Genomic DNA, 24141 nt, shown 5'->3' with positions numbered 1-24141 from the left:
GTCACCAACCAGAGTCTTTAAATGAACCGATCGACGCGCCCTCAGTCAGTTTTGGGCGCGATCTCGGGTTGCCACCACTGCCCAAAGGTTGGCAAACTTGCCGTCAAGCGCGAGAATGAGAGTAGTCCTGCCCTATCCTTTTGCTGTGAATAACGTCCGCACCGTCTCAGAAACCAAGAGAGCTTTTTACACCATCCATACTCGTCCGATTAATTCGATCTACCGTCGGGTGGTGGAAGAGTTAATGGTCGAGATGCATTTGCTGACGGTCAACGTAGACTTTCACTACGACGCCTTCTACGCGTTGGGTGTCTTTACCTCCTTCCATCGCTTCATGCAGTCATATCGTCCCGAACAAGATATTGCCTCCATTTTTGATGGTCTCTGTAAAGCACTACAGGACGATCCCCAGCGCTTTAGAAACGATGCAGAACGCCTCAAAGCCCTGGCAAGTCGATCGTCAGTAGACGCAATCCTTAGCTGGCTAGAGCAAGCGGGGTCGATCGCAGACTTCAACGATTTGCAAGCGCAGGCAAACACGATCGCCCACAACTCGGCTTTTAAGTACAGCCGCCTGTTCGCGATCGGATTGTACAGTTTGCTGGAGCTAGCCGATGCCGATCTAGTCAAAGATGAAACCAAGCTGAATGAGACACTCAAGCGTCTTTGCGCTGCTTTAAATCTGTCTGAAGACAAGGTGCAGAGAGATCTAGAGCTTTACCGCAGCAATCTTGAGAAAATGGCTCAGGCTCAGATTGTCATGGAAGATGTGCTGAAAGCAGAGCGCAAAAAGCGAGAAGACCGTGAGCGGGCAAAAATGGCTGCCAATACCGCTAACCCGTCTGATGCCACTGAAGCAAAAGGCGAACCGACACCCGGTTCCTAGCGATCGCTAGTTATGCACGGATACGGTGAGCACTTAAACGCATCGCTGGCTTCAGTCACAACGTTTACAACTAGACCTGAACAGGGTACCGATCTAGTTTAGAATGCTCTCTATTGGCGAGAGCATGGCAGCGTTCAACAGGGCGTGAATCCCTCTGCTGTTTGTCTCGCTACCTCCATCAACTCCAAACCCGACTCCAAAGGAAGAACATAATCAATGAGTGAAATTCTCAATGCTGCTCTACTAGCGCCTGTTTTGGTGCTAATTGGTCTCAGTGTCGGCTTCCTCTTGCTCAAGCTTCAGGGTGGCGAAGAGTAACAGCAACAGGCAAAAGTGAACATTCAACCTTTTGCCTCTACTGCACCATATTCTAGTTTTCCAATCACTTTTCCAGTTTTCCAATCACTTAGAGTCTTCATGCGTTGTCGCTTCGCCAGGCAGGTTGGCAAACGTTTGCTCTACAAGTTGCTGAGTTTTGTGATCAAGACGATGCCAGTCTATAGCTCCAGCGTCGTCAAATAGATCACCGTCAATTTTTACTCCTTGCTCGCTGCTGCTTTCTCCAAGAGCGTGAGATGTTCCGCTCGCAGCGTCATAGTTCTGAAAACAAATCTGGTAGCAGAGGCTCCAGAGGTCTACCGTTACCCTGTGCTCTTGCTGCTGAAGGTGCAAATGGTAGCCCGGGTAGGAAGATGGCAGTTGTGCCAGGGCAGCCTCGATCACGATCGCCTCATCGGCCGAAGCAGTCTTAAGCGCTCCCTGTAACTGCGCCACTCTGGATTGAACCTCTACACTCACCGCTTCAGCCCAAACCGGCACCTCTTCGTACGTACCTTGCCAGGTTGACTGTTCAAGCTGCTTACGAAGATTGTCAATCAAACGGATAAAGGCAGGCTGCATGAGTTGCTCTGCTTGCTGCCAGGTAGCTAAATCCTGGAACCTTGGCATAGTAAAACCGCAAAAATTTACGTAAAACTAGTGAATTGTAGCTTACGCAACAGAGTGCTATCGCCGCAAGAAAGCATTTGCTCAAGATTTGGTAACAAATTCGTAATAATTGGCACATGCAGCTACGAAGCATTTAGGACGGTTCTAGCTATGGAAACACCTTTCCTCAAAGACTTTTGCTGAGTTTACGACAGTAAGCTGCGTCATTGATTCAAAATATCTGTCGAAAAAGCGTCACAAGACAGCGGACAAAGTTTATTTAACTTAATAAACTGGGGTAATATAGCCGATAGGTACATATCCTTATTTAGTTGATTGTTTAAAACGTTTACTTAGTCTGTGCAAGAGACATCCGGTGAGTGCCGTGCCAGGTTGCAGCTTCATTAACCTTGAATGTAGTGATTCATACACGGCTCTCGCTGCTCAGTTATCAACTGCAAGCGCGTCTGGCAACGTCCAGTCCTCCACTTGGATAAGTGGGCTTCTCCGCGGATTAGGTTTGGGTTGCTTCTTGCTCATCATCCAGCAACCCCAAGGCTCTTTATCCCCGCAAATCGAGTAAGTTTTCAAGATGGACACCCAATTTCCTTGGCTCACAACCGTTACTTTGCTGCCTCTTGTAGCCTCCCTACTGATTCCAGTGCTACCGGACAAGTACGGTAAAACAATTAAATGGTACGCCCTTTCAGTTGCTTTGATTGACTTCGCCCTGATTGTCTACGCATTCTCGCAACACTACGACGTCCAGAATTCTGACTTTCAACTGGTTGAGACCATTGCCTGGGTACCCCAAATCGGCTTGAACTGGTCCTTGGCAGTCGATGGCATTTCGATGCCGCTGGTCGTGTTGTCCGCTCTCGTCACGACCCTGGCGATCCTGGCATCCTGGAAAGTGACTGAGAAGCCACGCCTTTTCTACTTCTTGATGCTGGCGATGTTCAGCGCTCAGATTGGGGTCTTTTGCGCCCAAGATATTCTGCTCTTCTTCTTGATGTGGGAGTTGGAGTTAGTCCCGGTCTACATTCTGATTTCCATTTGGGGCGGCCCAAAGCGCCTTTACGCCGCGACAAAATTCATCATTTACACGGCGATCGGCTCCATTTTCATCCTGGTTGCTGCCCTTGCAATGGCGTTCTACGGTGGCAACGTCACCTTCGACATGCGTGAGCTGGGCTTGAAGGATTATTCGCTGACGTTTGAATTATGCGTATATGCCGCCTTGCTCATTGCCTACGGCGTCAAGCTGCCCATTTTCCCTCTACATACCTGGTTGCCGGATGCTCACGGTGAAGCATCAGCGCCTGTGTCAATGATTTTGGCAGGTGTCTTGCTGAAAATGGGTGGGTACGCGCTCATCCGCATGAACATGGAGATGTTACCGGACGCTCACTTTTACTTCGCTCCAGTGTTGGCAGTGTTAGGCGTCGTCAACATCGTCTACGGTGCGATCGTGTCATTTGCTCAACGCAACCTAAAGCGTCGGATGGCCTATTCTTCGATTTCTCACATGGGCTTTGTCCTGTTAGGCATCGCGTCCTATACGGAAATTGGTCTCAGCGGCGCGGTGCTTCAAATGGTTTCGCACGGCTTGATTGCAGCCGCTTTGTTCTATCTGTCTGGTGTGACCTACGATCGCACCCACACGTTGGCATTAGATAAGATGGGTGGCTTGGCGAAATCGATGCCAACCGTCTTCGCTCTCTTCACAGTGGGTTCGATGGCATCACTAGCACTCCCTGGTATGAGTGGCTTTGTGGGCGAGCTCGGTGTCTTCCTTGGGTTTGCCACCAGTGATTCTTATACCTCTACCTTCAAAGTGGTGGTCGTCTTGCTGTCGGCGGTAGGTCTGATTGTGACGCCTATTTACCTGCTCTCGATGCTCCGTGAAATGTTTTACGGTGAAGAAAGCAAAGAACTTAAAGGTAGTTTTCTGATGGATGCTAAGCCTCGTGAGGTGTTCATTACGGCTTGCCTACTGCTTCCGGTGATTGGTATTGGGTTATATCCCAAGCTGCTGACTCAGACGTATGACGTGAAAACCGTTGAAATTTCCAGTCATGTGCGTGCTGCAGCTTCGACTGTGGCACACCAACCCTTAGAGGTCTTCTCTCAGTTTTCTGAAGTGCCAAGGTTTACTAAGTCTTCTTCCCCTGAGTTGCTCGGCATTGTGAGGTAACGTTTCTTCTATTTCCTCTCGATCGAAAATGAAGCAGCCCGAACGATCGCCCTTGATTGTTCGGGCTTTTTGGTCGAACAGGCTTGACGCGCGATAATCTGAAAGCGAGACGCTGCATTAAGTGAGTTGATTACTATGGCCGAGAGTTTGCGTGACATCCAGACACGGTTGGGTGCCGTCTTTGAGGAAAATGCCGTTGAGGAAAAGGCCTCAGTGCCTTTGAGTTTCGGCAATGAGCCAACCGCAATTCAGGCAGCGCGGACCGGTGTAGCCATTTGTGATCACACTCACTGGGGACGCATTCAGGTTGCTCGAAGCGATCGTCTCAACTTTTTGCACAACCAGAGTACCAACGACTTCAATCGCCTGAAACCGGGAGAGGGTTGTGATACCGTTTTTGTCACGTCTACGGCTCGTACCATTGATTTGGCGACAGCCTATATTCTGGAAGACACCATTCTGGTATTGGTTTCACCCAACCGTCGTGCACACCTGCTGAAATGGCTCGATCGCTATATTTTCTTTGGTGATCAAGTCACGTTGACTGATTTGACCGAGCAAACCTCGACGTTTAGCCTCATTGGCTCCGAAAGTAGCGCCCTCTTGCAGCAATTAGGCCTTGATGACCTGTCTAGTCAGCCCTACGCGAGCCATCGCCTTATGACATTGGGAGGACATGTCGTACGCATCGCGGTCGGTAGCGGTTTAGCTTTAGAAGGCTATACCTTGACGATGGCTACCAGCGCTATGGCAACGGTTTGGAGACTACTGACGGAAGCGGGTGCAGTACCACTCGGCGATCGCGCCTGGGAGCATCTACGGATTGAACAGGGCAGACCCGCACCCGATCGTGAGCTGACTGAGGACTACAATCCACTGGAAGCAGGGCTATGGCAAATGCTTTCTTTTGATAAGGGCTGCTACATCGGGCAAGAGACGATCGCCCGTTTGGATACGTATAAAGGGGTTAAACAACAGCTTTGGGGCATCCGTCTCAAGAGCATTGCCGCGCCAGGAAGCATCATTACTAGAGAAGAAGAAAAAATTGGGACTTTAACCAGCTTGACTGAAACAGAACAAGGAGCCGTTGGGCTAGCCTATATTCGCACTAAGGCTGGCGGGGCGGGTTTACATGTTCAGGTCGGCGATACAGAAGGAGATATCGTTGAGGTGCCGTTTGTAAAACATGAGAGAGTGAGCCTCTGATCGCCAGTGCTGTGATGCGACAAGGAGCGTCAGAACGTAGTAACGAAGCTCCAATGCACTCTAGTGATAGAAGGCAGCAAAGGCAAACGCCGCAAGGAGGGGTACCAGAATTGGCACTGCGACAACCAACCCCCACTTACCCAGACGAATCGGTTGACCATCAGCTTTCATCAAGGCGACCACAGCGACACTACCCGTTGCAACCCAAAGCACGCCAAAAGCAAGAAAAATAGCGTATTTAGAGTTTTCCATCCCTATGTCGCCAATACCTGTGTCGCCAATAGATTTCCGCTCTAGGCTTGTTCTAGCGAATGGACCCGCAAGTAGACTCTGCATAGGGAGCGATCCATCGGGCAAAGAGAGCGTATTAGCAACCAGAACACACATCACTAGAGTTTCACAACAGGCTGATTGCTCGGGCATAAGCTAGATCAGTCGATCGTCCCCGGAGTCGTAAAGTTTGCACCAAGGTAGTTTCTACGCCAAGCAACAGGTGCATCGTACTGCCACGTCAAACAAATTCACTCTCTGGCAAAAAGCCGTAGCACAAAGCCACTGGCGAATCCGATACACCATTCATACCGCACTCTTTGCGCCCGCATTGAGCACAGTTTGATTGCGTGGGCAAAATTAGCTCAACCGCAGGATAAACGCTGATCCCCTGATTGATAAAGCCCTGTGCTTCCAGATCCGAAATCGCGCTGCAAATTAAAATCGCCTGACCAATACCAAGCGCTTCTCGCTGGTAATTGATTTGCTTTAACGTTTCCCCAAAGCCTTGCGAGTCAGGCTTAATCAATATCAGCACCTTTTGCGCCAGACTGATAAAACAATTCGGGTTATCTTGTTCAAAAAAATCTTTATATTGCAGCGTGAAAGTGCCATCGGGAAAGCGTAAGGTGCGAATCTGCCGCAGAAAGGGCAGGGTGAAGTTGCCGCTGGGGTCGATCGCATACCACCAGGATTTGTGCCATGCATCATACGGCAAGTGCAGAATGTCCTCAATTTGCTCCGGGAGAAACCCCGACTCGGCCAGGAGAGAAACCGTCAGTGCCAGTGGTAAATTACTCCCTAACATCTGCAAATCAGACTCATGCTGAGTCAATCTTGCCAGTGCCCGACTTTCAAGTGTGCGGCTGCGATGCATCCCCGAAAGCTCAATCTGCTCTCCAGGCGCTGCCAGCCTGCACCGCTTCGACTCAAAATGCACAATGCCGTCAGCCGTTTGCTGATTGCCTGTAGGCACACCCACTTGAGTCGAGATGGTATGAATATGCTGTCCTTTGACAAGAGACGGGATGCAATTTTCGAGCAGCGACTGCAGCACATGGCGATCGGCGATCGCCAACGCAATCTGGATCTGATCGTGCAGATTCTGTGCTTGAGCTGAATCGCTAGTCGGATAAAACAGAGGGTTCGTTGGCATTGTTGATGTAACCCGTCACTACTGCCGCTAGCGATCATTGTGGAATAGTTTTAACAGAAGGATTCTTTTGTTTGCGCTTCTCTTAAGAAATCGATAGCTTCTACCTGCCAAATGGTAGCCACTGCTACGAAATTTTTCACCTTGCCAGAGAAAATCTGGTTCCGTCCTGTTGACATCGGCCGGACTAGAAATAGCGCGTCCCAAACGGTCAATGATTGACTGATAGCCCACTGCTGCTTACTCTATCCACTAGCTATGGCCACTGCATTTCTAGCTCAAACCCAGTGATTTTGCGAAAAATGATGTTGCCTGGATGCGCGATGTCATAATGGAGCCACTGACTGCTTACATTCAATTCGCAACCCGCTATACGTTATGTCACAAGGACAGGGATTTGGCTTCGGTCTCGGCAAAATGAAAGAGCTGACGGAAGCCTTCAAGAAAGCACAACAAGTTCAAGAGGGAGCCAGACGGCTTCAAGAAGAACTCGAACAGATGGAAATTGAGGGCGAATCCGGTGGTGGATTGGTAAAGGTTGTCCTTAGTGGTAATCAGGAACCCCTCAGCGTCACAATTTCGCCTGATGTCCTCGGTGAAGGTGCAGAGGTGCTCTCAGATTTAGTGACGGCAGCCATGAAGGATGCCTACAATAAATCGACCACCACCATGCGAGAGCGGATGGAAGAGCTAACTGGTGGACTCAATCTGCCTGGCATGTAAGGCTTTTGACCAAACAACAGACATGGGCTGACAGCATCGCATCGCGTGAAGCATCGCTTCTAGAGGTTCAACGCTGAAAGTCCGTGTCTGTAACTTAATTCTGCGATGCATTAATTTTATTGAAACTATTTGGGCATAGCCGATGCCTCACAAGCTGTTATTCGTTTGTCTTGGTAATATTTGTCGCTCTCCCTCAGCGGAGAACATTATGAACCATCTGATCGCTCAAGCAGGTTTGAGCGATCGCATTATTTGTGATTCGGCAGGCACTGCTGGCTACCATACTGGTAGTCCACCTGATCGACGCATGGCGATCGCAGCCCAAAAGCAGGGCATCATTTTATGTGGCAGTGCGCGGCAGTTCATCCGTTCAGATTTCGAGGCGTTCGATCGCATCCTGGCGATGGATCGAGACAATCTTGCCGATATGCTCGCACTTGACCAAACTGGCAAACATCGCGATAAAGTGCGGCTGATGTGTGATTTTTGTACTCGCCATACCCTGCGAGAAGTCCCCGACCCCTATTACGGCGGGACTGAGGGCTTTAATCAGGTTATTGATCTGCTATTCGATGCCTGCGAAGGGTTGCTAGCTGATGTGACCAATGAGCTAGCAATCAGCCAATAGCGTTTAAGGCAGGAATGCTCAATCATTTGCGACCAAGACTCGGTTTTTTAGCGGTCACCTATCAGCGGTCAGCTTGTTCTGTCTGTTGACCGCCCATGCCAAGCCGATCGCACTATAACGCTTCGATCGCTTGTTTTAGATCAGCCGTCAATAATTGAGCGCTTTGCTTCGGTGTCCTGAGATTATACGCTGCAACACGGAGGGGTTGTCCGATACAAACCTTGACTCGGCATCGCCAAGGGGCAAACGGTCTGCTGTAGTAAAGCCGAATGGGCACAACCTTGATATCAAGATTCGGATGACTGGCTTCTGCTTGTAACGCCAGTCTTGCCAGCCCTGGTTTGAGCCGCTGTACTTGCGTTTCACGAAAAATATTGCCTTCAGGAAAGATCACGAGGGATTGACCATCTTGTAATAGATCAACACCATGACGCAAACTGGCGATCGCTGGACGACTGGTGTCGATCGGAAACCCACCTAAGCGTTGAATGAACCAGCCCTGAAGCCCCCTGACCTCATCGGCCGAAACCATAAAGCGTAAGTGACGACCTGTAATATCGTGCCCTGCCGCATAGGGAACCATGACAGCGTCCCAACGGGAGCGATGAGTTGGCGCAAGGATTACAGGCCCTGAGCGGGGTAGGTTTTCGTGTCCAACCACCTCAATACGCCCAAAGTAGAAGGGCACGACGAGATAGCGACCGAGCGGATACACCAGCGAGGCTAACCACGAAGAGCATTGAGAGGCCGCTGGAACTGCCACTGCCTTGCCATGAGGGGCAGTGCCTTTCAGCAATCGCACGACTAATGAAGTGTCCGATATTGCCTGCCTGACAGGAACATCAATATCAACATCATCGGTGTGGACGTATTCTTGACAAAGTTTCTGCTCGTAGCCGAGTGGACTCACCTGAGTATCAGAATCGGTTGGCAGTTGCTCTACAGCATAAAGCGGTCTAGTCGGATCAAGCGAGTTCATAGCGTACACAACGGCAGACGAGATGCGAAAACAACACGTCTATCTACCGTAAAGGGCGCTGGGATCGTCGTCGTCTACTCTAAGGACACTTTTTGGGGTGGCATGAGCAGGCATGAGGAGTATTATTAAACCGAACGATCGTACTCAGAATGACTACGACGCAGTGCAAACCAAGACTGTAGCTGCTCACGACAGGGCGCTTCCAGAATACCACCCAGCACAGAAAGATGGTGGTTAGAACAAGCGCTATCAGGGATGTTCAGGATCGATCGCACCGCACCAGCTTTCGGATCATCGGCTCCATACACTAACAGTCCCAACCGTGCCAATACTAGTGCTCCTGCGCACATAGGGCAGGGTTCTAGCGTGACATAGAGAGTACATTGGGTCAGATGCCAGTTACCCAGAGCACGTCCAGCCATACGTAATGCCAGGATTTCGGCATGGGCTGTTGGATCATGATCCCGTTCGCGACGGTTTTCAGCCTCAGCGATCGCTTGTCCATCTGCACTCACAACAATCGCACCAACCGGAACGTCACCTGCGTCTCCAGCTCTTTGAGCAAGCGACATCGCTCGCTCCATCCACTGTCGATGTCGTAGGTATTCGGGGTGATCGAAGGCGGAGGAGGATGGCAAAGGGGAGGAGGGGAGAGGGGAGAGGGGAGAGGGGGGCAGGGGGGATGAACTTGAGATTAGCCTTTAGCCTTTAGCCTTTAGCCTTTAGCCTTTAGCCCTGCCTCCCCCTCTTCACTACTAAGCGGCAGCTAGCAGTGCGTCGAGTTGACCGTTTTGATCTAACTGATAGAGGTCATCACAACCACCGATGTGTTGCTGATTGATAAAAATCTGCGGCACAGAGCGTTTTCCATTGGCGCGTTCTGCCATTTTGGTTCTGGCAGTGTCATCCCCGTCAATTTTATACTCTGTAAAGTGAACGCCTTTCCACCACAAAAGCAGTTTGGCACGTATACAGAAAGGACACGTTTGCCAAGTGTAGATTTCGACGTTGGCGTTGACTCGTTCGGGATGGCGTTTGAGTAGGGAGTTGAGGGTTTTAAGCATAAATTGATCACTCCACGAGAGCATCTATTTATCTTCCAAAAAGATAGTCTTCGAAAAAACAATCTTTCAAAAAGAAGGAAAGGGAACTACTACCAGTATGCCAAGTCCGGCAAGAGCGATCGCGATTGAAAACGCCAGTAACGTCAGTCGGTTTTGCCAAGGCTTGGGCACAGGCAAGGGTGACGCATCTGTTTGATGCGATCGAGCTTGAACCGTAGGGCTCAGCCAGAGGAGTAAGCTGCCCAGCACCATGAGGCTGCCTAAGGTAGCTGCCGTGCCAGCAACCCAGGCCAGAACCAACCAAAGGATCTGTGACATGAGACGATCCTGCGACGATGAAGCCGCGACGACGGACACTCTAGAGTTTACCGCCAGTCCACAAAAAAGCCCCCAGTGTCAGACCAGGGGACGTGCAATTTAAGCAACAAAGGCTTAGCTCAACTCAGACTGCAGCTTAAACATCGTAAATGCGACATTCGAGAGCATCTGGGCGTTCATCACAGTAACGATCGAGGCTCGTTTTGAGGTGAAGTCGGCGATCGGCAGACGCCGCTTGCACTTCTTCTACGGCATCCCAAGCAGCTACACACTCACTAGATAAATCACCATTTGTGCTGCAAGCGATACGCGCCTGTTCTAGCATGGACGGTAGCTGCTCTTCGAGAGGTGCAGTGCTGTTCGTTTCAAGTGCGTTGGTCTCGAGTAACTTGGACATGTTGCATGAATCTCCTTTAACCGGGTTTCTGTGGCGTTAACCCGCTGATCTGCACTGACGTAGCGAGTGCTTCATTCCACTCTAGCGCTGCTGCTATGGTTTGGCAGTGGAGAAAACTAGCAGTCGAAGTTCGGTAATCTGGCTGGCTCGTATAGTGCAACACGGAGAAGGAATCGTACAAAGGCACCGCTCAGCTCAGTAAAACTTTACACAATCAAGCCACGAGATTGCTGTCAAGCGCGTCTCCCCCTTTTGGTAGACTTAAAGACTGAGAACAGAATTTATAAAGCCGCGCAAATCAAGCAGTTGGAGGATTTACTTCGTGGAGAATACGCTCGGTCTAGAGATTATTGAAGTGGTTGAACAAGCTGCGATCGCGTCTGCCCGCTGGATGGGTAAGGGTGAGAAAAACATTGCAGACCAGGTTGCAGTGGAAGCCATGCGCGAACGGATGAACAAAATCCACATGCGGGGACGGATTGTCATTGGTGAAGGTGAGCGAGATGACGCGCCCATGCTTTACATTGGCGAAGAAGTCGGCGTTTGTACGCAACCCAATGCCAAAGATTTCTGCAACCCCGACGAGCTGGTCGAAATTGATATTGCGGTAGATCCCTGCGAGGGCACTAATCTAGTCGCCTACGGACAACCTGGCTCTATGGCAGTGCTCGCAATCTCTGAAAAAGGCGGACTGTTTGCAGCACCAGACTTTTACATGAAGAAGCTAGCCGCACCACCGGCAGCGAAAGGCAAAGTAGACATCAACAAATCGGCAACCGAGAACCTCAAGATTCTGGCTGAATGCTTAGACCGGGAGATCGAAGAACTAGTGGTCGTCGTGATGAAGCGTGAGCGCCATAGTGACTTGATTAAGGAAATTCGTGAGGCGGGTGCTAGAGTCTCGCTCATCAGCGATGGTGACGTCGGCGCAGCCATTTCCTGTGGCTTTGCGGGTACTAATATCCATGCGCTGATGGGCATCGGTGCTGCACCGGAAGGTGTCATTTCTGCGGCAGCAATGCGTGCCATGGGTGGGCACTTCCAGGGTCAGCTCATTTACGACCCAGCGGTTGTGAAAACAGGGCTGATTGGTGAAAGCAAACAGGCAAACATCGATCGCCTCAAGAGTATGAACATCACCGATCCCGATAAAGTGTACGACGCTCACGAACTGGCATCTGGTGAGACCATCCTCTTTGCTGGCTGTGGCATCACCTCCGGCAACTTAATGGAAGGAGTTCGCTTTTTTAGCGGCGGCGCCAGAACGCAGTCGCTAGTGATCTCCAACCAGTCCAGTACAGCTCGTTTTGTAGACACCATCCATATGTCTGGACAGCCAAAAGTTGTGCAGTTGCACTAAGTAGTTAGTGGTTGGTTGTGAGAAAAATTGCCACTCTAAAGCCAAAACTGGCCGCGATCGAGCCTACGCTGGTGTAGTTAGTTGTTGGTTGTGAGAAGCATTGCCTAGCAATTAGCAACTAACAACCAGCAACTGAGAAGATTCGGTTCACATAAAAAGAGCATATTTCAAGATGAACATTGCCGTTGTAGGGTTAAGCCATAAAACAGCCCCGGTTGACGTTCGAGAAAAACTGAGTATTCCTGAAACCCTTTATGATCGAGCGATCGCGCAGCTTTGCTCTTGCCCTCACCTGGAAGAAGTTGCTGTTCTCAGCACCTGCAATCGTCTAGAGATTTATCTCGTGACCAGTGAGACGGAACAAGGCATGCGCGAAGTTACCCAATTTTTAAGCGATCACAGCAAGCTGTTTCTCCCTCAGTTACGTCCCCATCTCTTTACGCTGTTGCATCAGGATGCTGTGATGCACTTGATGCGAGTGGCCTCTGGGCTGGATAGCCTGGTCTTGGGCGAGGGGCAAATCCTGGCGCAGGTCAAACACTGTCATAAACTAGGGCAGCAGCATCAGGGCATTGGTCGCGTGCTTAACCAGCTCTTTAAACAGGCACTAACAGCCGGTAAGCGCGTTCGCACTGAAACCAGTATTGGCACTGGGGCCGTTTCGATTAGTTCCGCAGCCGTAGAACTGGCACAAATTAAAGCCCAAAATTTAGCCGCCTGTCGTGTTGGCATTCTGGGCGCAGGCAAAATGTCGCGGCTCCTCGTGCAGCACCTACTGTCGAAAGGCGCAGTCAATATCTCGATCTTGAATCGTTCCCTTGAACGAGCAAAGGAATTAGCAAAGCTTTTCCCAGATGCAGAGCTGCATCTACATCCGTTGTCCGATCTGCCCACGGTATTGGCAAATTCCGATATCGTTTTCACCAGTACAGCGGCAACCGAACCCCTGATCGATCGCGCGAAGCTAGAGATGGTGTTAGACCCGGCGCAACCGCTGATGCTATTTGACATTGCCGTACCGCGCAACGTCCACACTGACGTCAACGAACTATCTCATGTGCAGGCGTTTAATGTGGATGACTTGAAGGCAGTCGTCGCGCAAAACCAGGAAAGCCGTCGTCAGATGGCGATGGAGGCAGAGTCACTGCTGGATGAAGAGGTCGATACCTTTGATAGCTGGCTACGATCACTCGAAACGGTCTCTACCATTAGCAGCTTACGTGAAAAAGTGGAGACCATTCGCGCTCAAGAACTCGAAAAAGCGCTTTCGCGACTGGGCACCGAATTTGCCGAAAAGCATCAAGAGGTGATTGAAGCCCTCACCCGTGGCATCGTCAACAAAATTTTGCACGACCCCATGGTACAGCTACGAGCACAGCAAGATATTGAAGTCCGGCGGCAGGCAATGCAAACGCTTACAACCCTGTTTAATCTCGAAACAAGCTCGAATAAACAGTTTGGGTAACGCTTGCGATCGCTGACTGCAAGCAGCACGGGGGCTGAGGGACTCAGCAGTCAGGAGTCAGCAAAGCATGGCATTGCTAATGCAATTACGCTTTACTGACTCCTACGCCGCTTGAAAATCGCCTAAAATCCTCACCTCTGGCACCAACTGTAGCGACCAGTGTTGCTCAACTTGGTGCTGCGCGTGACGAATTAAGCGAAAGATATCGCTTGCCATCGCGTTGCCGCAGTTAAGAATAAAATTAGCGTGACGCTCAGCAATCTGAGCACCACCAATCTGGTAACCTTTCAGCCCAGCCTGCTCAATCAGCCAGCCGGCTTTGTAGTCGTTGCTTGGATTACGGAAGACGCTGCCGCAACTCGGCAAGTGATAGGGCTGAGTTGTGCGACGGTGGTTGTAGTGCTGGCTAGTTAAAGCAGTGAGTGCGACCGGATCGAAACCCGGTTGGAGCTGGAACGTTGCTTGGGTCACTAGCCAGTTTTTCCCTTGCAGTGCTGAGCTGCGATAACGATAGTGCAGTTCTTGTGGAGTCAAGATTTTCGTAGTGCCATCTGGTAACAGCACCTGGGCATTGACCAGATAGTCGGCGGTGCAACCGCCGTGAGCACCAGCGTTCATGACAACCGCACCGCCGATAGTGCCTGGGATGCCAACCGCCCATTCCAACCCCTGTAGACCTCGTTCAGCTGCGTGCCATGACACCAGCGGAAGGGGTTCACCCGCACCAACGGTCACTTGTCCCGATTCTGGGTCAAATTGGTTCTGGCGGAGACGACGAGTGCTGATGACCAAACCAGGCAAGCCACGATCGCTAATCAGCAGATTGGAACCTGCCCCCAAGAGCGTCACTGGCAAATCATGAGCGTGTGCCCAATCAAAACTTGCCTGCAATTCAGCGAACTGTTTAGGCGCCACGTACCATTGGGCAGGGCCGCCAACGCGGAAGGAGGTAAAGGCTGCTAGTGATACTTGAGGTTTAATAATACAGTCATTACTTAGCCGAATCGGTTGGGTACCAGCCCGTTGGGCGCTGCTTTTGAGTGATTCAAAACTCAGCCGGGCTGTACCAGGGATAGCCACTTTGGGGGGATCGTACGAAAGCGTCATGGTAGTAAATCGTTTTTTTGACCCAACAAGTCAGCGCTAGTGGGTGCGTTGGTCTAAAGTTGTAGCGATGCGGCGGCGTTAGGCCTGGTTACACCATGCCTGCGATCGCCCTTGCTCAAGAGTCTGATGAAAGGCCATGACTTCGGGAATCAGTTGGTTAAGATTCCCTGCTCCCAAAAAGAGGGCAATATCTCCGGGCATCAACAGTTCAGTCAAGCGTTGGCTAACCGCCTGGAGAGACGGTTGGTAGTCTACTTGAGGATGATGGTTTGCGATTGAATTCGCAACCTGCTGACCACTGATATTTCCTGGATTTGTTTCACCAGCACTGTAGATGTCACTGATCACGACGACGTCGGCATCGCTAAAAGAGGTCGCGAAGTCTGCTAAGAACGTCAGCGTACGACTATAGCGATGAGGCTGAAAGATCGCCACCAAACGGCGCTTTGAGGTACGGGAGGTGCCGTTAATCTGCAGCCGAGCCGCTGCCAACGTGGCTTGAAGTTCGCTGGGGTGGTGAGCGTAATCGTCAACAAAGAGGATGTCATTGTACTCCCCACGCCGCTCAAAGCGTCGTCGAGCGCCTTCAAAGGTCGCGATCGCCTGAGCGATTGTCGCAAACTCTAACTTTAATAGACGACCAACGGCGACTGCTGCCAACGCATTACTGAGATTATGTTTCCCCAGGAGCTTGACATTCAGGCGGCCCAAGATCACACCGCGCTCCCAAACTCTCGCTGTGGTGCCATCGGCACGACAGGTCACGCAATCAACGGTGTAATCAGCGCCCGAATTCACATCCAGGCTATAGCTAATCGTAGGCTGCAGTTGTTCTCGGACAATTGTGCAATCAATAGAGCCGATCAGCGTTTGGCAGCGTTTGGCAAAGGTTTTGAAAATATCGATCACTTCATCCAGATTGTTGTAGTGATCAGGATGATCAAGCTCGATATTCGTCACAATACCGACGTTGGCGGCCATTTTGACCAAGGAGCCATCCGACTCATCCGCCTCAGCCACCAGGTGCGGGCTCTGACCCAGACGCGCATTTCCTTCCCAGGCGTTGACTTCACCGCCGACCACGATCGTCGGATCAAGCCCTGCTTGCAAGAGCATATAGCCAATCATGCTGCTGGTTGTCGTCTTGCCGTGAGTGCCTGCAACCGCAATGCTGTCGTATTCTTGCATCAACCCTGCTAGCACATCAGAGCGATGGAAAATCGGACAACCTGAATCGCGTGCTGCAAGATACTCAGTATTTTCAGGATGAATGGCTGTCGAGCAGATGACTTGTGGCAATCGCACTGACGCTGGGCTTGTCAAGGCTCTAGATGTCGTTGCTCGTTGTGAGCGAACCTTCACTGGAGCAAGCCCAACCGCAGCAGAAGCGACGGGCTCCTGTGCAGCACTGGTAGGCGCTTGAAAAAATTCTAAGTTGCTAGGATCCTGACTCCAAAAGATATGGGCGCCTTCTTCCTGCAATCGTTGCGTAATACGACTGAGATGCAAATCAGACCCAGACACGGGTAGTCCACGTTTCGCTAAGACATAAGCAAGGGCTGACATGCCAATGCCGCCAATGCCAATGAAATGAAATGGTCTACCGCTGAAATCGACGGAATTCAGCATTTTCACTCCTCACACACCACACCAATATCTCGCGCTATCATATCAAGGATTATCTTTTCGGGATACAGCCTTTCTATAAATCTCGCAGCTCGACAATAAAGGCTTGATGTCGATGCGTGAGACTTAATCATCTTGAAAGTTATATCACCTTAGTATTTAGAAAGCCGCTAACGGTATTCAAAGAGCTGTCGACATAAAATCAGCTTGAATGCTTGGATTGTACCCGCAAAGCGGCGTTCAGTTGAACCAAACACCTCACTTACAAAATGATCCGCTGATCTATTAGCTACACCACTGCTTCAAGAGTTTCCTGATCAATAGCCATAAAATTCATTAAACCTTGTCTTCATCCAACAGCGCTTTACTGGTACTAGCTTGCAGAGAGACGGTTCCGTCAGCGCACACTGATTGCAGCAGCTTCATGGCTTACGACCGATAGGATGCCTATTTCAAGGATACCCAGGTTTTAAGATGCCTAAAATTGCGATCTTTGGCGGCACCTTCGATCCGATCCATTGGGGGCATCTTCTGATTGCGGAAACGGCTTTCGATCAGTTTCAGCTTGATCGTGTGATTTGGGTGCCTACGTTTCGCCCATCGTATAAAGCGCATCCACTGCTAGCATTTGAGCAACGCATGGAAATGGTGCGGCGCGCGATCGCTGACCATCCTGCCTTTACAGTCTCTGCGATCGATGAACAGCAAGCAGGCACCTCGTATGCGATCGCAACTTTCAACGCGTTACAAGCACTTGAACCAAATACGGTTTGGTACTGGATTGTGGGCAACGATGCCTTTCAAAGTTTGCCCAAATGGCGAGGCAGCCAGTCTTTAATCGCACAATGTATCTGGCTGGTGGCACCGAGAGGGTCGGAGGATGAGGTAAGGAGAGAGGGGAGAGGGGAGAGGGGAGAGGAAATGGAGAAGAGGGGAGAGGGGAGAGGCGTCAGAAGACAGGAGTCAGGAGTTAAAGTGATGGGCTCTAAAAGCGAAGTTGAGGTCAATCACTTTAAAAGTAGCCAGGAGGCGGAGCAAGCGATACTCAAAAACCTACCCCCTTCAATCCTTCCACTTTCCCCACTACCACTTCCCACCCCCTCCTCGCTTACGCCTTTACCGTCACTCCGCTGGCACCAATTGCAAATGCCATCTGTAGCAATCTCCTCTAGTTTGATTCGACAGCGCTGCCGTGAGGGGCATTCGATTCGCTATCTGGTGCCAGAAGCGGTACATTCCTACATTGTTGGACAAAACCTGTACCAAATGAGTTAAAATACCTACTCAAGGCTGTTAATGATACGAACAGTAATTTCAGTTAAAGTCGTACGCTGAGGCTAAGGCTGTTAGCAGAAGCGCGATCCGTTGCTAGTTAGCCGCGTTTAGAGGCCACGACCATAGAGCGAGTTATTGCACTCGTATCCTTAGAGTCTTATGATCAATTTGACTATCAGGAATCTCTTTAATAGACAGAGGGCAAGACGCAGTGATTAGAGTAGCGATTAACGGGTTTGGACGTATCGGACGCAATTTCATGCGGTGCTGGTTGACTCGCGCCAACAGTCAGATCGAAGTCGTCGCCATTAACGACACCTCTGACCCCAAAACGAATGCCCATCTCTTGAAATACGACACCATGTTGGGCAAGTTCGATGCTGATATCAGCGCCGATGAAAACACCATCACCGTTAACGGGCATACAATCAAATGTACGTCTGATCGAAACCCTGAGAACTTGCCCTGGAAAGCTTGGGACATTGACCTTATCATTGAATCAACGGGCGTGTTTGTGAGCAAAGAAGGTGCTTCCAAGCACATCACAGCGGGTGCCAAAAAGGTACTCATTACGGCTCCTGGTAAAGGTGATGATGGAACGTTTGTGGTTGGCGTTAACCAGCAAGACTATACCCATGAAAATCATTGGGTCATTAGCAATGCCAGCTGCACTACCAACTGTCTTGCGCCGATCGCCAAGGTAATGCACGAAAATTTTGGCATTATCAAGGGCGTGATGACGACCACTCACAGCTACACAGGCGATCAACGTCTTCTGGATGCTAGTCACCGGGATTTACGTCGAGCGCGAGCTGCTGCTATGAACATTGTACCGACCTCTACGGGAGCCGCTAAAGCCGTTGCGATGGTGCTGCCTGAACTGGCGGGCAAACTGAACGGCATTGCCTTGCGCGTACCGACACCTAACGTCTCGATCGTTGATCTAGTTGTACAGGTCGAGAAAACAACGTTTGCCGAGCAGGTAAATGAAGTACTCAAAGAAGCATCCGAAAACTCGCTGAAAGGCATCTTGAAGTACTGCGATTTGCCACTTGTTTCCAGTGATCACGCTGGCACTGATGAGTCTTCTATTATCGACGCGGCTCTGACGATGGTTATGGGCGGTGATCTAGTGAAAGTCGTTGCCTGGTATGACAACGAGTGGGGCTATAGTCAGCGCGTGGTTGATCTAGCCGAGTTAGTCGCCGAAAAGTGGGTCGCTTAGCTCCGTCAGTACTTTAAGACAGCTGCATTGATAGCCGTTGCTCAATGAGCTTCCAGTCACATAGTCATAAGCTGTTTTCACCGCTGCTTTCATTCTGAACATTCAGACTGAGGTCAGCGGTGAAGGCTTTTTAGAGGCGTTTTGCGCACTTCTACCACTCCAGGCACTTGATCGCCTTTGTTGTCACAAAGCTTAGGGGTCGTGCCCCCAGCCAGGGGTTCCACCCCTCCACCCCGTCCTAACCAGCATGGCTATATGTCAATGTCAGGAACTACGATCGCCGCTATTGCTACTGCCATTGTCCCCGCGCAAGGCAGTGTCGGCATCGTGCGCCTATCCGGAGCAGAGGCAGTGGCGATCGCTCGCACACTGTTCCATGCACCTGGTCAGCAAGCCTGGGAAAGCCATCGCATTCTGTACGGCTACGTGCGACATCCAGCGACACAGGACGTTGTCGATGAAGCGCTTTTGTTGCTGATGCTCGCGCCTCGCTCTTACACCCGCGAAGATGTAGTGGAGTTCCACTGTCATGGCGGCATTATGCCTGTGCAGCAGGTGCTACAGCTCTGTTTAGAGCAAGGGGCTCGCTTAGCACAACCTGGAGAGTTCACGCTTAGAGCCTTCTTGAATGGACGACTGGACTTAACCCAGGCGGAAAGTATCACCGATTTAGTGGGCGCACGATCGCCCCAGGCAGTTCAAACCGCACTAGCTGGCTTACAAGGAAAGCTCGCGCAGCCGATCCGCAAGCTCCGCGCTCAGTGTCTCGATTTGCTGGCAGAGGTAGAGGCACGCATTGACTTTGAAGAAGATTTGCCACCTCTGGATGAAGTTGCCATCAAAGCACAAGTTGACCACTTGCTGCTAGATATGACCCACCTTCTAGCAACGTCCGATCGCGGCGAACTGTTGCGAACTGGGTTGAAGGTCGCTATCGTCGGCCGTCCCAATGTGGGCAAATCCAGCTTGCTCAATGCCTGGAGTCAGAGCGATCGCGCGATCGTGACTGATCTTCCCGGCACCACCCGCGATGTGGTTGAATCCCAACTCGTCGTCGGCGGCATCCCCATCCAGGTGTTAGACACCGCAGGCATTCGTGACACGGAGGATACCGTCGAGAAAATTGGCGTGGAGCGATCACGCCTCGCCGCTCAAAGTGCTGATCTCGTACTGCTGACGATCGACGCACAGGCAGGCTGGACGGATGCCGATCAAGCCATCTACGAACAGGTGAGTGATCGTCCCTTAATCTTGATCCTCAACAAAATCGATCTGGTTCATCCCTCTACCCGACACCCGACACCCTCTACCCTACACCCCACTATCCAAACCGCCGCTGCCCTCAATCAGGGCATTGATGCCTTGGAAGCTGCAATCCTGGAAACAGTGCAAACGGGAACCCTGCAGGCAGCCAACCTCGATATCGCGATTAATCAACGACAGGCAGCCGCCCTGACACGAGCGAAAGCAGCGTTAGAACAAGTGCAAGAGACGATCGCGGATCAATTGCCGCTTGATTTCTGGACGATCGATCTCCGCAGCGCTATTCAAGCCCTTGGCGAAATTCTCGGTGAAGACGTAACCGAATCGGTGTTGGATCGGATCTTCAGCCGTTTCTGCATCGGCAAATAGCCGCATTAAGGGTTGCGTTGCAGAATAGAGGGATGAGTACAGCCCATTCCTTGCTATCAGGATCACGCACCGCCTAGGTTGGCCTCAGCGTTGCGCCATAGCTGGGTAGCGCGACTGCTAGCTCTTCCGGCAATGCTTCTTAGCACCTGATGGCAGGAAGCCGCTTCTAGGGGAAGATGGCGCTGCTATCTTCGCTGATTAAGTTCATCTAGCTTCAATGACTGAGTTTGCCTAATCTCAGATCAATTGAAATTGGTATCAATTAAAGTCCGGTAAAGGACAGGGGAGCGATCGCTCGCTCGTTGAGAGAACTCAAGACCTGAAGGCGTATCGGGCTTCATGCTTTTGACGCAGTTTGTGAAGTTGAGGTCAAGCTACCATCTACAAGAAACATTGTAAGGATACAGGCAGTTTAAAGACTTAAGTTAAGCATCTATGCAATTCCAACTTGCAACTTCAACTTGCAACTTCAACTTGCAACTTCAATGTCTAGAAGAGGTAGAAATTAATGTCACGTTCACCTTCAGTTACATCTATGAGTAAGCGTCTGTTCACTGCAATGAGTCTTGCTGTACTTGCTGCGATTCCTGTTACTGCGGATGCCTTTGCCCTTACATCTCAAACAAGCACTTTAGATGGAGCATCGCTTCAAAAGGATGCTGCTAATCCCCATCAGTGGTTAATGGCAGATAAAGATGACAAGGATGACAAGGATGATAAGAAAGGTCGCAACAATCGTTATCGGAGAGGCGATCGTGATGATGAACGAGAGGTGCGTATTGACCTGAATCGAGCTAAAAATCTGGCTCGTCAAGCAGCAGAAGCAGCAAATGGTGGCCTTCGCTATTATCGTGCGGAAGACTCGATGCACGGTCCCGCTCAACGTTGTCCGTTTGTTGATAATGGTGATTCGTGGACGTTTACCTTTTCAGGTATTCGTGTCGGTTCGGTCACTAGAACGGTTCAAAGCGTTGTGACGGTCTACAAATACACCAGCCGGATTTTGGTTGCTTATAACGGCCCTATTCGCAATGTGCAACAAGTTGAGTTTGTCAGCTTTTCAACGAGCCAGCGCACGGTACTAGTTGATCTGCTACGCGGCGACTGTAGCTGTAATAATTTGTTGAGCAATTCTATCAGAACTGAAATTATTAGCCAATCACGATCGTTGCCTCCTGGCATTCAAAAACGATTGCTACGCGGTAAAGGGCTGCCTCCCGGTATCGCGAAGAAGTTGGTGAAGTTGCCAAAGCAAGTTAACACTTACATCAACTTGCCAACCTATTATGATCTGGTTGTTATTGGCTCTAATGTAGTCGTGGTTGATCAGGTGAATTACGTTGTAGTGGATTACATCTCTAACGTGCTTTTGTAAATCGCTTGCATTGCACGATCACTTCTGCTGTCAGCTAGACACTTAGGATCGTGGATTAAATAACCTGAACGATCGCTCGGCTCTAGGGGCTTGGCATTGACAAGCCCCTACCCCAGAATTGCATCTTATTAAATTCTCGTTCCTTAGCTGGGCATGAGTGATGGATGCTAGCAGCCTTCTGTGCTAACATTTGTTAGCAAATTCCTGATGGGGTGATGCTTTTGTTAACCTGAATATGATTTTATGGTCATTAACTTACTCTTCAGGTTATGCCTACATCGGCTCACTCAATACCCGATATCACCCAGTTCGACATTAATCCTATTGACGATCCGGATGTATCTACCGGAGTCCCTGGTTACTATATTAGTAGCACTGCCGCTATTAATATTGAGGATAATCCGCTGCCGACTGATAATACGTTGGTCGCAGCTAAAATTAACGCCATTGCCGATTATTTAATTGCCAGTACTGAGCCGCAGGTTGTAATTTCGATTCATGGTTATGGCACCCAACGATCGGACGCTCAACGACGGTATCAAAAGATTCATAAACATGCTGCGGCTGTCTGTAAGCCGCACACCGCTGTTTTTCTCGGTTATCTTTGGCCCTCTGAAAAGCCCACTGGCGATCTATCCCTGGGAAGCTCGTTCCAGACGAAGCTACGGGATACTGTTAGTGCGCTGCCTGTGCTGCTAAGTGGTGTGATTAGCGGTAGCTTGATCGTCAGTTTGATTGCAGCCATCTTACTATTTAGAACAGATGATTTTAATGCCTTACTAACGCCAATTTTGATCGTCTCTGTGCTGGCTTTTGCGAGCGTATTAGTTCTAATACTTTTGCGGCTTTCTACCTATTTTCGAGACAACTACCGTGCGACAAATTATGGTGTTCTAGATCTCGTTGAGCTCATTCGGCAACTTGACCAAGCTGTAGTGGATAAGAGAGGAACAGAAGACCCACTTAGTAAAGCAAAGAGAATCAAGCTTTCGTTTATTGGTCACAGTATGGGTTGTTTTGTTGTGACCAATACGATTCGGATTCTTTCCGATGTTTTTGATCCTGGTTCGATCGCGCAAAATCCACCCGCTGATATTGGTCGCGTGTTTTCCTTGGGTCGACTCATCTTAGTGGCTCCAGATATTCCCACAGAGTCAATTATGCCTAGACGGGCTAACTTTTTGCGATCATCCCTACGACGATGCGAAGAGGCTTATGTCTTCAGCAATGAAGGCGATTTGGCCCTACGCCTTGCTTCCACGACTGCCAATTACTTTAGTTTTCCAGCACGGAAACGCTCTAGTGGCTATCGACTAGGTAATATAACCGCTAGACACTTTACAGATGAAACGGATCACCAAAAGCGTATTCTTGGACCTGAAAGCTACGGCATTATTAACCTGAAAGAGGGCAAGCCAGAACTGCCATCTCAATGGTTAGAAGTGCGGGCATCCGATCGTGAACATCAAACTTTAGAAGAGCTAAGAGATAACAAGGTGCCAACAGAAAAGATGGGTGCCGCTCAAGGTGTGGTGGTGGCTGACTTGTTCACTTACTTTGATTGCACAGATTATGTTGATTTCCAGGATGATTTGAAGCCATTGGAGATAAAAGATCAACCAAGAGGTGTTGTGAGTTTTGCACTCAAAAAAGCAGCACTTAATCTGTGGGATTATGTCTGGCTGAATCTTTCATACTTCAAACAAAGCTCTGGCAAGGGTGGTGTGAACGTACATGGCGGCTATTTCAGCGGTCAGTGGAGCCAGCAGCTTATTTATGGACTTGCTTTTGTGGGCTTTCGGCAATTTCTGCTATCACTACCTCAAGCTAAATTGTCTGATGATTCTCCTGATGCAATGAAAAAACGGTTAGACCAATTAGCTGCGCAATGCCAACAGAGAGGCATTCAAGTTGTGCTCGCTCCGATTCGCTACGAGAAAGACATCTTGGGAGTCCAACCACTGTCTACTTTAGACATCCAGCAACCGCCACTCTAAAGCAAGCTGTACGGGTCGGTTTGACCAGACAAGCCCTAATGGCATGCAGCGTTCAGTAAATCCGCCCTTATCCAATCCTCGAACTTATTTAATTCTCATTCCTTAAAACCGATGATGGGATGACGTGATGATGAGGGTTTTCCATTCTCCTGCCTCCTGTCCTTTCGTCATCCTGTCCTCTCTAGTACTGCCGAATGGCTTAATACTTAGAACCTGTTTGAAAAGGTAGTCATGTAGAGTAAAGGGGTCGATCAGAGACCCCCAATGACACGACTAGCATACGACACAGACTTGAGTGCTGACCAGTGGGTCTGTCTTGCCCCTTATCTGC

General features: G+C 50.1%; 23 protein-coding genes and 1 pseudogene. 13 read left to right on the top strand and 11 right to left on the bottom strand.

The annotated features are described in order from the left end of the window. The first annotated feature begins 115 nt into the window (after positions 1 to 115). Together psb29 and petM are read left to right on the top strand one after the other, a co-directional pair. Complete coding sequence (gene psb29, locus C7B82_RS28920) at positions 116 to 886, top strand: photosystem II biogenesis protein Psp29 (protein ID WP_245940146.1); 771 nt, start codon at positions 116 to 118, stop codon at positions 884 to 886. A gap of 216 nt (positions 887 to 1102) precedes the next feature. Continuing rightward, on the top strand, positions 1103 to 1204 hold the full coding sequence (petM, locus tag C7B82_RS28915; RefSeq protein ID WP_106260575.1) for a cytochrome b6-f complex subunit PetM: 102 nt from the start codon (positions 1103 to 1105) through the stop codon (positions 1202 to 1204). An 84-nt stretch (positions 1205 to 1288) separates the two neighbouring features. Here petM and C7B82_RS28910 read toward each other — a convergent pair whose 3' ends face one another. Further along, complete coding sequence (locus C7B82_RS28910; protein ID WP_106260574.1) at positions 1289 to 1834, bottom strand: hypothetical protein; 546 nt, start codon at positions 1832 to 1834, stop codon at positions 1289 to 1291. 571 nt (positions 1835 to 2405) lie between these two features. Here C7B82_RS28910 and C7B82_RS28905 point away from each other — a divergent pair. Then, positions 2406 to 4010 (top strand): NAD(P)H-quinone oxidoreductase subunit 4, encoded by a 1605-nt coding sequence (locus C7B82_RS28905; RefSeq protein WP_106260572.1) that lies wholly within the window; start codon positions 2406 to 2408, stop codon positions 4008 to 4010. Positions 4011 to 4145: 135 nt separating this feature from the next. Then, positions 4146 to 5216, top strand: a complete 1071-nt coding sequence (ygfZ, locus tag C7B82_RS28900; RefSeq protein WP_106260571.1) for a CAF17-like 4Fe-4S cluster assembly/insertion protein YgfZ — start codon at positions 4146 to 4148, stop codon at positions 5214 to 5216. A gap of 60 nt (positions 5217 to 5276) precedes the next feature. Here ygfZ and C7B82_RS28895 read toward each other — a convergent pair whose 3' ends face one another. Continuing rightward, positions 5277 to 5468, bottom strand: coding sequence for a hypothetical protein (locus C7B82_RS28895; RefSeq protein WP_106260604.1), 192 nt, complete (start codon positions 5466 to 5468; stop codon positions 5277 to 5279). A gap of 259 nt (positions 5469 to 5727) precedes the next feature. After that, positions 5728 to 6642 (bottom strand): hypothetical protein, encoded by a 915-nt coding sequence (locus C7B82_RS28890; protein ID WP_106260569.1) that lies wholly within the window; start codon positions 6640 to 6642, stop codon positions 5728 to 5730. Positions 6643 to 7017: 375 nt separating this feature from the next. Here C7B82_RS28890 and C7B82_RS28885 point away from each other — a divergent pair. Continuing rightward, positions 7018 to 7299 (top strand): annotated as a pseudogene (locus C7B82_RS28885) (YbaB/EbfC family nucleoid-associated protein); the annotation flags it as partial. Between the two features lie 205 nt (positions 7300 to 7504). After that, the gene (locus C7B82_RS28880) at positions 7505 to 7990 is read left to right on the top strand and encodes a low molecular weight protein-tyrosine-phosphatase (protein WP_106260566.1); all 486 of its coding nucleotides are present in this window, start codon (positions 7505 to 7507) and stop codon (positions 7988 to 7990) included. Positions 7991 to 8102: 112 nt separating this feature from the next. Here the strand turns inward: C7B82_RS28880 and C7B82_RS28875 are convergent, their stop codons facing one another. The 6 genes from C7B82_RS28875 to C7B82_RS33435 form a co-directional block, all read right to left on the bottom strand. After that, entirely contained in the window at positions 8103 to 8969 is an 867-nt protein-coding gene (locus tag C7B82_RS28875) for a lysophospholipid acyltransferase family protein (RefSeq protein WP_106260564.1), read from the bottom strand. A gap of 125 nt (positions 8970 to 9094) precedes the next feature. After that, entirely contained in the window at positions 9095 to 9541 is a 447-nt protein-coding gene (gene tadA, locus C7B82_RS28870; protein WP_245940145.1) for a tRNA adenosine(34) deaminase TadA, read from the bottom strand. Positions 9542 to 9724: 183 nt separating this feature from the next. Continuing rightward, positions 9725 to 10033 carry a glutaredoxin 3 gene (gene grxC / locus C7B82_RS28865; protein WP_106260603.1) on the bottom strand — a complete coding sequence of 103 codons (309 nt, stop codon included), beginning with the start codon at positions 10031 to 10033 and terminating at the stop codon, positions 9725 to 9727. Between the two features lie 66 nt (positions 10034 to 10099). Beyond that, positions 10100 to 10351: a hypothetical protein gene (locus tag C7B82_RS28860; RefSeq protein ID WP_106260561.1), complete on the bottom strand. Its 252-nt coding sequence runs from the start codon at positions 10349 to 10351 to the stop codon at positions 10100 to 10102. A gap of 136 nt (positions 10352 to 10487) precedes the next feature. Further along, complete coding sequence (locus C7B82_RS28855) at positions 10488 to 10748, bottom strand: Calvin cycle protein CP12 (protein ID WP_106260559.1); 261 nt, start codon at positions 10746 to 10748, stop codon at positions 10488 to 10490. Between the two features lie 16 nt (positions 10749 to 10764). Further along, positions 10765 to 10935, bottom strand: coding sequence for a hypothetical protein (locus tag C7B82_RS33435; RefSeq protein ID WP_219904756.1), 171 nt, complete (start codon positions 10933 to 10935; stop codon positions 10765 to 10767). A gap of 135 nt (positions 10936 to 11070) precedes the next feature. Here C7B82_RS33435 and glpX point away from each other — a divergent pair, with 135 nt between their 5' ends. After that, the gene (glpX, locus tag C7B82_RS28850) at positions 11071 to 12108 is read left to right on the top strand and encodes a class II fructose-bisphosphatase (RefSeq protein WP_106260558.1); all 1038 of its coding nucleotides are present in this window, start codon (positions 11071 to 11073) and stop codon (positions 12106 to 12108) included. Between the two features lie 172 nt (positions 12109 to 12280). Further along, positions 12281 to 13573 (top strand): glutamyl-tRNA reductase, encoded by a 1293-nt coding sequence (locus tag C7B82_RS28845; protein ID WP_106260556.1) that lies wholly within the window; start codon positions 12281 to 12283, stop codon positions 13571 to 13573. Positions 13574 to 13675: 102 nt separating this feature from the next. On the opposite strand, the gene murB is transcribed toward C7B82_RS28845, so the two are convergent. After that, positions 13676 to 14680 carry a UDP-N-acetylmuramate dehydrogenase gene (murB, locus tag C7B82_RS28840; protein ID WP_106260554.1) on the bottom strand — a complete coding sequence of 335 codons (1005 nt, stop codon included), beginning with the start codon at positions 14678 to 14680 and terminating at the stop codon, positions 13676 to 13678. 78 nt (positions 14681 to 14758) lie between these two features. After that, entirely contained in the window at positions 14759 to 16309 is a 1551-nt protein-coding gene (gene murC, locus C7B82_RS28835; RefSeq protein ID WP_106260553.1) for a UDP-N-acetylmuramate--L-alanine ligase, read from the bottom strand. Between the two features lie 471 nt (positions 16310 to 16780). Here murC and nadD point away from each other — a divergent pair, with 471 nt between their 5' ends. The 5 genes from nadD (at position 16781) to C7B82_RS28810 (ending at position 23810) form a co-directional block, all read left to right on the top strand. After that, a complete protein-coding gene (gene nadD / locus C7B82_RS33430; protein WP_219904755.1) occupies positions 16781 to 17581 on the top strand; it encodes a nicotinate (nicotinamide) nucleotide adenylyltransferase in 801 nt (266 codons plus the stop codon). Between the two features lie 211 nt (positions 17582 to 17792). Then, entirely contained in the window at positions 17793 to 18806 is a 1014-nt protein-coding gene (locus C7B82_RS28825) for a type I glyceraldehyde-3-phosphate dehydrogenase (RefSeq protein WP_106260551.1), read from the top strand. A 255-nt stretch (positions 18807 to 19061) separates the two neighbouring features. Continuing rightward, complete coding sequence (mnmE, locus tag C7B82_RS28820; protein WP_106260550.1) at positions 19062 to 20438, top strand: tRNA uridine-5-carboxymethylaminomethyl(34) synthesis GTPase MnmE; 1377 nt, start codon at positions 19062 to 19064, stop codon at positions 20436 to 20438. A 535-nt stretch (positions 20439 to 20973) separates the two neighbouring features. Beyond that, positions 20974 to 21813 (top strand): hypothetical protein, encoded by an 840-nt coding sequence (locus tag C7B82_RS28815; RefSeq protein WP_146141307.1) that lies wholly within the window; start codon positions 20974 to 20976, stop codon positions 21811 to 21813. Positions 21814 to 22082: 269 nt separating this feature from the next. Beyond that, a complete protein-coding gene (locus C7B82_RS28810) occupies positions 22083 to 23810 on the top strand; it encodes an alpha/beta hydrolase (protein WP_106260546.1) in 1728 nt (575 codons plus the stop codon). Positions 23811 to 24141: the final 331 nt, after the last annotated feature.

Origin of the sequence: Stenomitos frigidus ULC18 (genome assembly GCF_003003795.1) — a bacterium.
In the GTDB taxonomy this organism is placed as follows: Bacteria; Cyanobacteriota; Cyanobacteriia; order Leptolyngbyales; family Leptolyngbyaceae; genus Stenomitos; species Stenomitos frigidus_A.
The sequence above is the reverse complement of the archived record's forward strand: the minus strand, read 5'-3'. Positions and strand labels throughout refer to the sequence as shown.

What these genes read in the sequence shown, in the direction of transcription:
- psb29 (WP_245940146.1), top strand. Translation starts at nt 116, where the DNA reads ATGAGAGTAGTCCTGCCCTATCCTTTTGCTGTGAATAACGTCCGCACC.
- petM (WP_106260575.1), top strand. Translation starts at nt 1,103, where the DNA reads ATGAGTGAAATTCTCAATGCTGCTCTACTAGCGCCTGTTTTGGTGCTA.
- C7B82_RS28910 (WP_106260574.1), bottom strand. Translation starts at nt 1,834, where the DNA reads ATGCCAAGGTTCCAGGATTTAGCTACCTGGCAGCAAGCAGAGCAACTC.
- C7B82_RS28905 (WP_106260572.1), top strand. Translation starts at nt 2,406, where the DNA reads ATGGACACCCAATTTCCTTGGCTCACAACCGTTACTTTGCTGCCTCTT.
- ygfZ (WP_106260571.1), top strand. Translation starts at nt 4,146, where the DNA reads ATGGCCGAGAGTTTGCGTGACATCCAGACACGGTTGGGTGCCGTCTTT.
- C7B82_RS28895 (WP_106260604.1), bottom strand. Translation starts at nt 5,468, where the DNA reads ATGGAAAACTCTAAATACGCTATTTTTCTTGCTTTTGGCGTGCTTTGG.
- C7B82_RS28890 (WP_106260569.1), bottom strand. Translation starts at nt 6,642, where the DNA reads ATGCCAACGAACCCTCTGTTTTATCCGACTAGCGATTCAGCTCAAGCA.
- C7B82_RS28880 (WP_106260566.1), top strand. Translation starts at nt 7,505, where the DNA reads ATGCCTCACAAGCTGTTATTCGTTTGTCTTGGTAATATTTGTCGCTCT.
- C7B82_RS28875 (WP_106260564.1), bottom strand. Translation starts at nt 8,969, where the DNA reads ATGAACTCGCTTGATCCGACTAGACCGCTTTATGCTGTAGAGCAACTG.
- tadA (WP_245940145.1), bottom strand. Translation starts at nt 9,541, where the DNA reads ATGTCGCTTGCTCAAAGAGCTGGAGACGCAGGTGACGTTCCGGTTGGT.
- grxC (WP_106260603.1), bottom strand. Translation starts at nt 10,033, where the DNA reads ATGCTTAAAACCCTCAACTCCCTACTCAAACGCCATCCCGAACGAGTC.
- C7B82_RS28860 (WP_106260561.1), bottom strand. Translation starts at nt 10,351, where the DNA reads ATGTCACAGATCCTTTGGTTGGTTCTGGCCTGGGTTGCTGGCACGGCA.
- C7B82_RS28855 (WP_106260559.1), bottom strand. Translation starts at nt 10,748, where the DNA reads ATGTCCAAGTTACTCGAGACCAACGCACTTGAAACGAACAGCACTGCA.
- C7B82_RS28845 (WP_106260556.1), top strand. Translation starts at nt 12,281, where the DNA reads ATGAACATTGCCGTTGTAGGGTTAAGCCATAAAACAGCCCCGGTTGAC.
- murB (WP_106260554.1), bottom strand. Translation starts at nt 14,680, where the DNA reads ATGACGCTTTCGTACGATCCCCCCAAAGTGGCTATCCCTGGTACAGCC.
- murC (WP_106260553.1), bottom strand. Translation starts at nt 16,309, where the DNA reads ATGCTGAATTCCGTCGATTTCAGCGGTAGACCATTTCATTTCATTGGC.
- nadD (WP_219904755.1), top strand. Translation starts at nt 16,781, where the DNA reads ATGCCTAAAATTGCGATCTTTGGCGGCACCTTCGATCCGATCCATTGG.
- mnmE (WP_106260550.1), top strand. Translation starts at nt 19,062, where the DNA reads ATGTCAATGTCAGGAACTACGATCGCCGCTATTGCTACTGCCATTGTC.
- C7B82_RS28815 (WP_146141307.1), top strand. Translation starts at nt 20,974, where the DNA reads ATGAGTAAGCGTCTGTTCACTGCAATGAGTCTTGCTGTACTTGCTGCG.
- C7B82_RS28810 (WP_106260546.1), top strand. Translation starts at nt 22,083, where the DNA reads ATGCCTACATCGGCTCACTCAATACCCGATATCACCCAGTTCGACATT.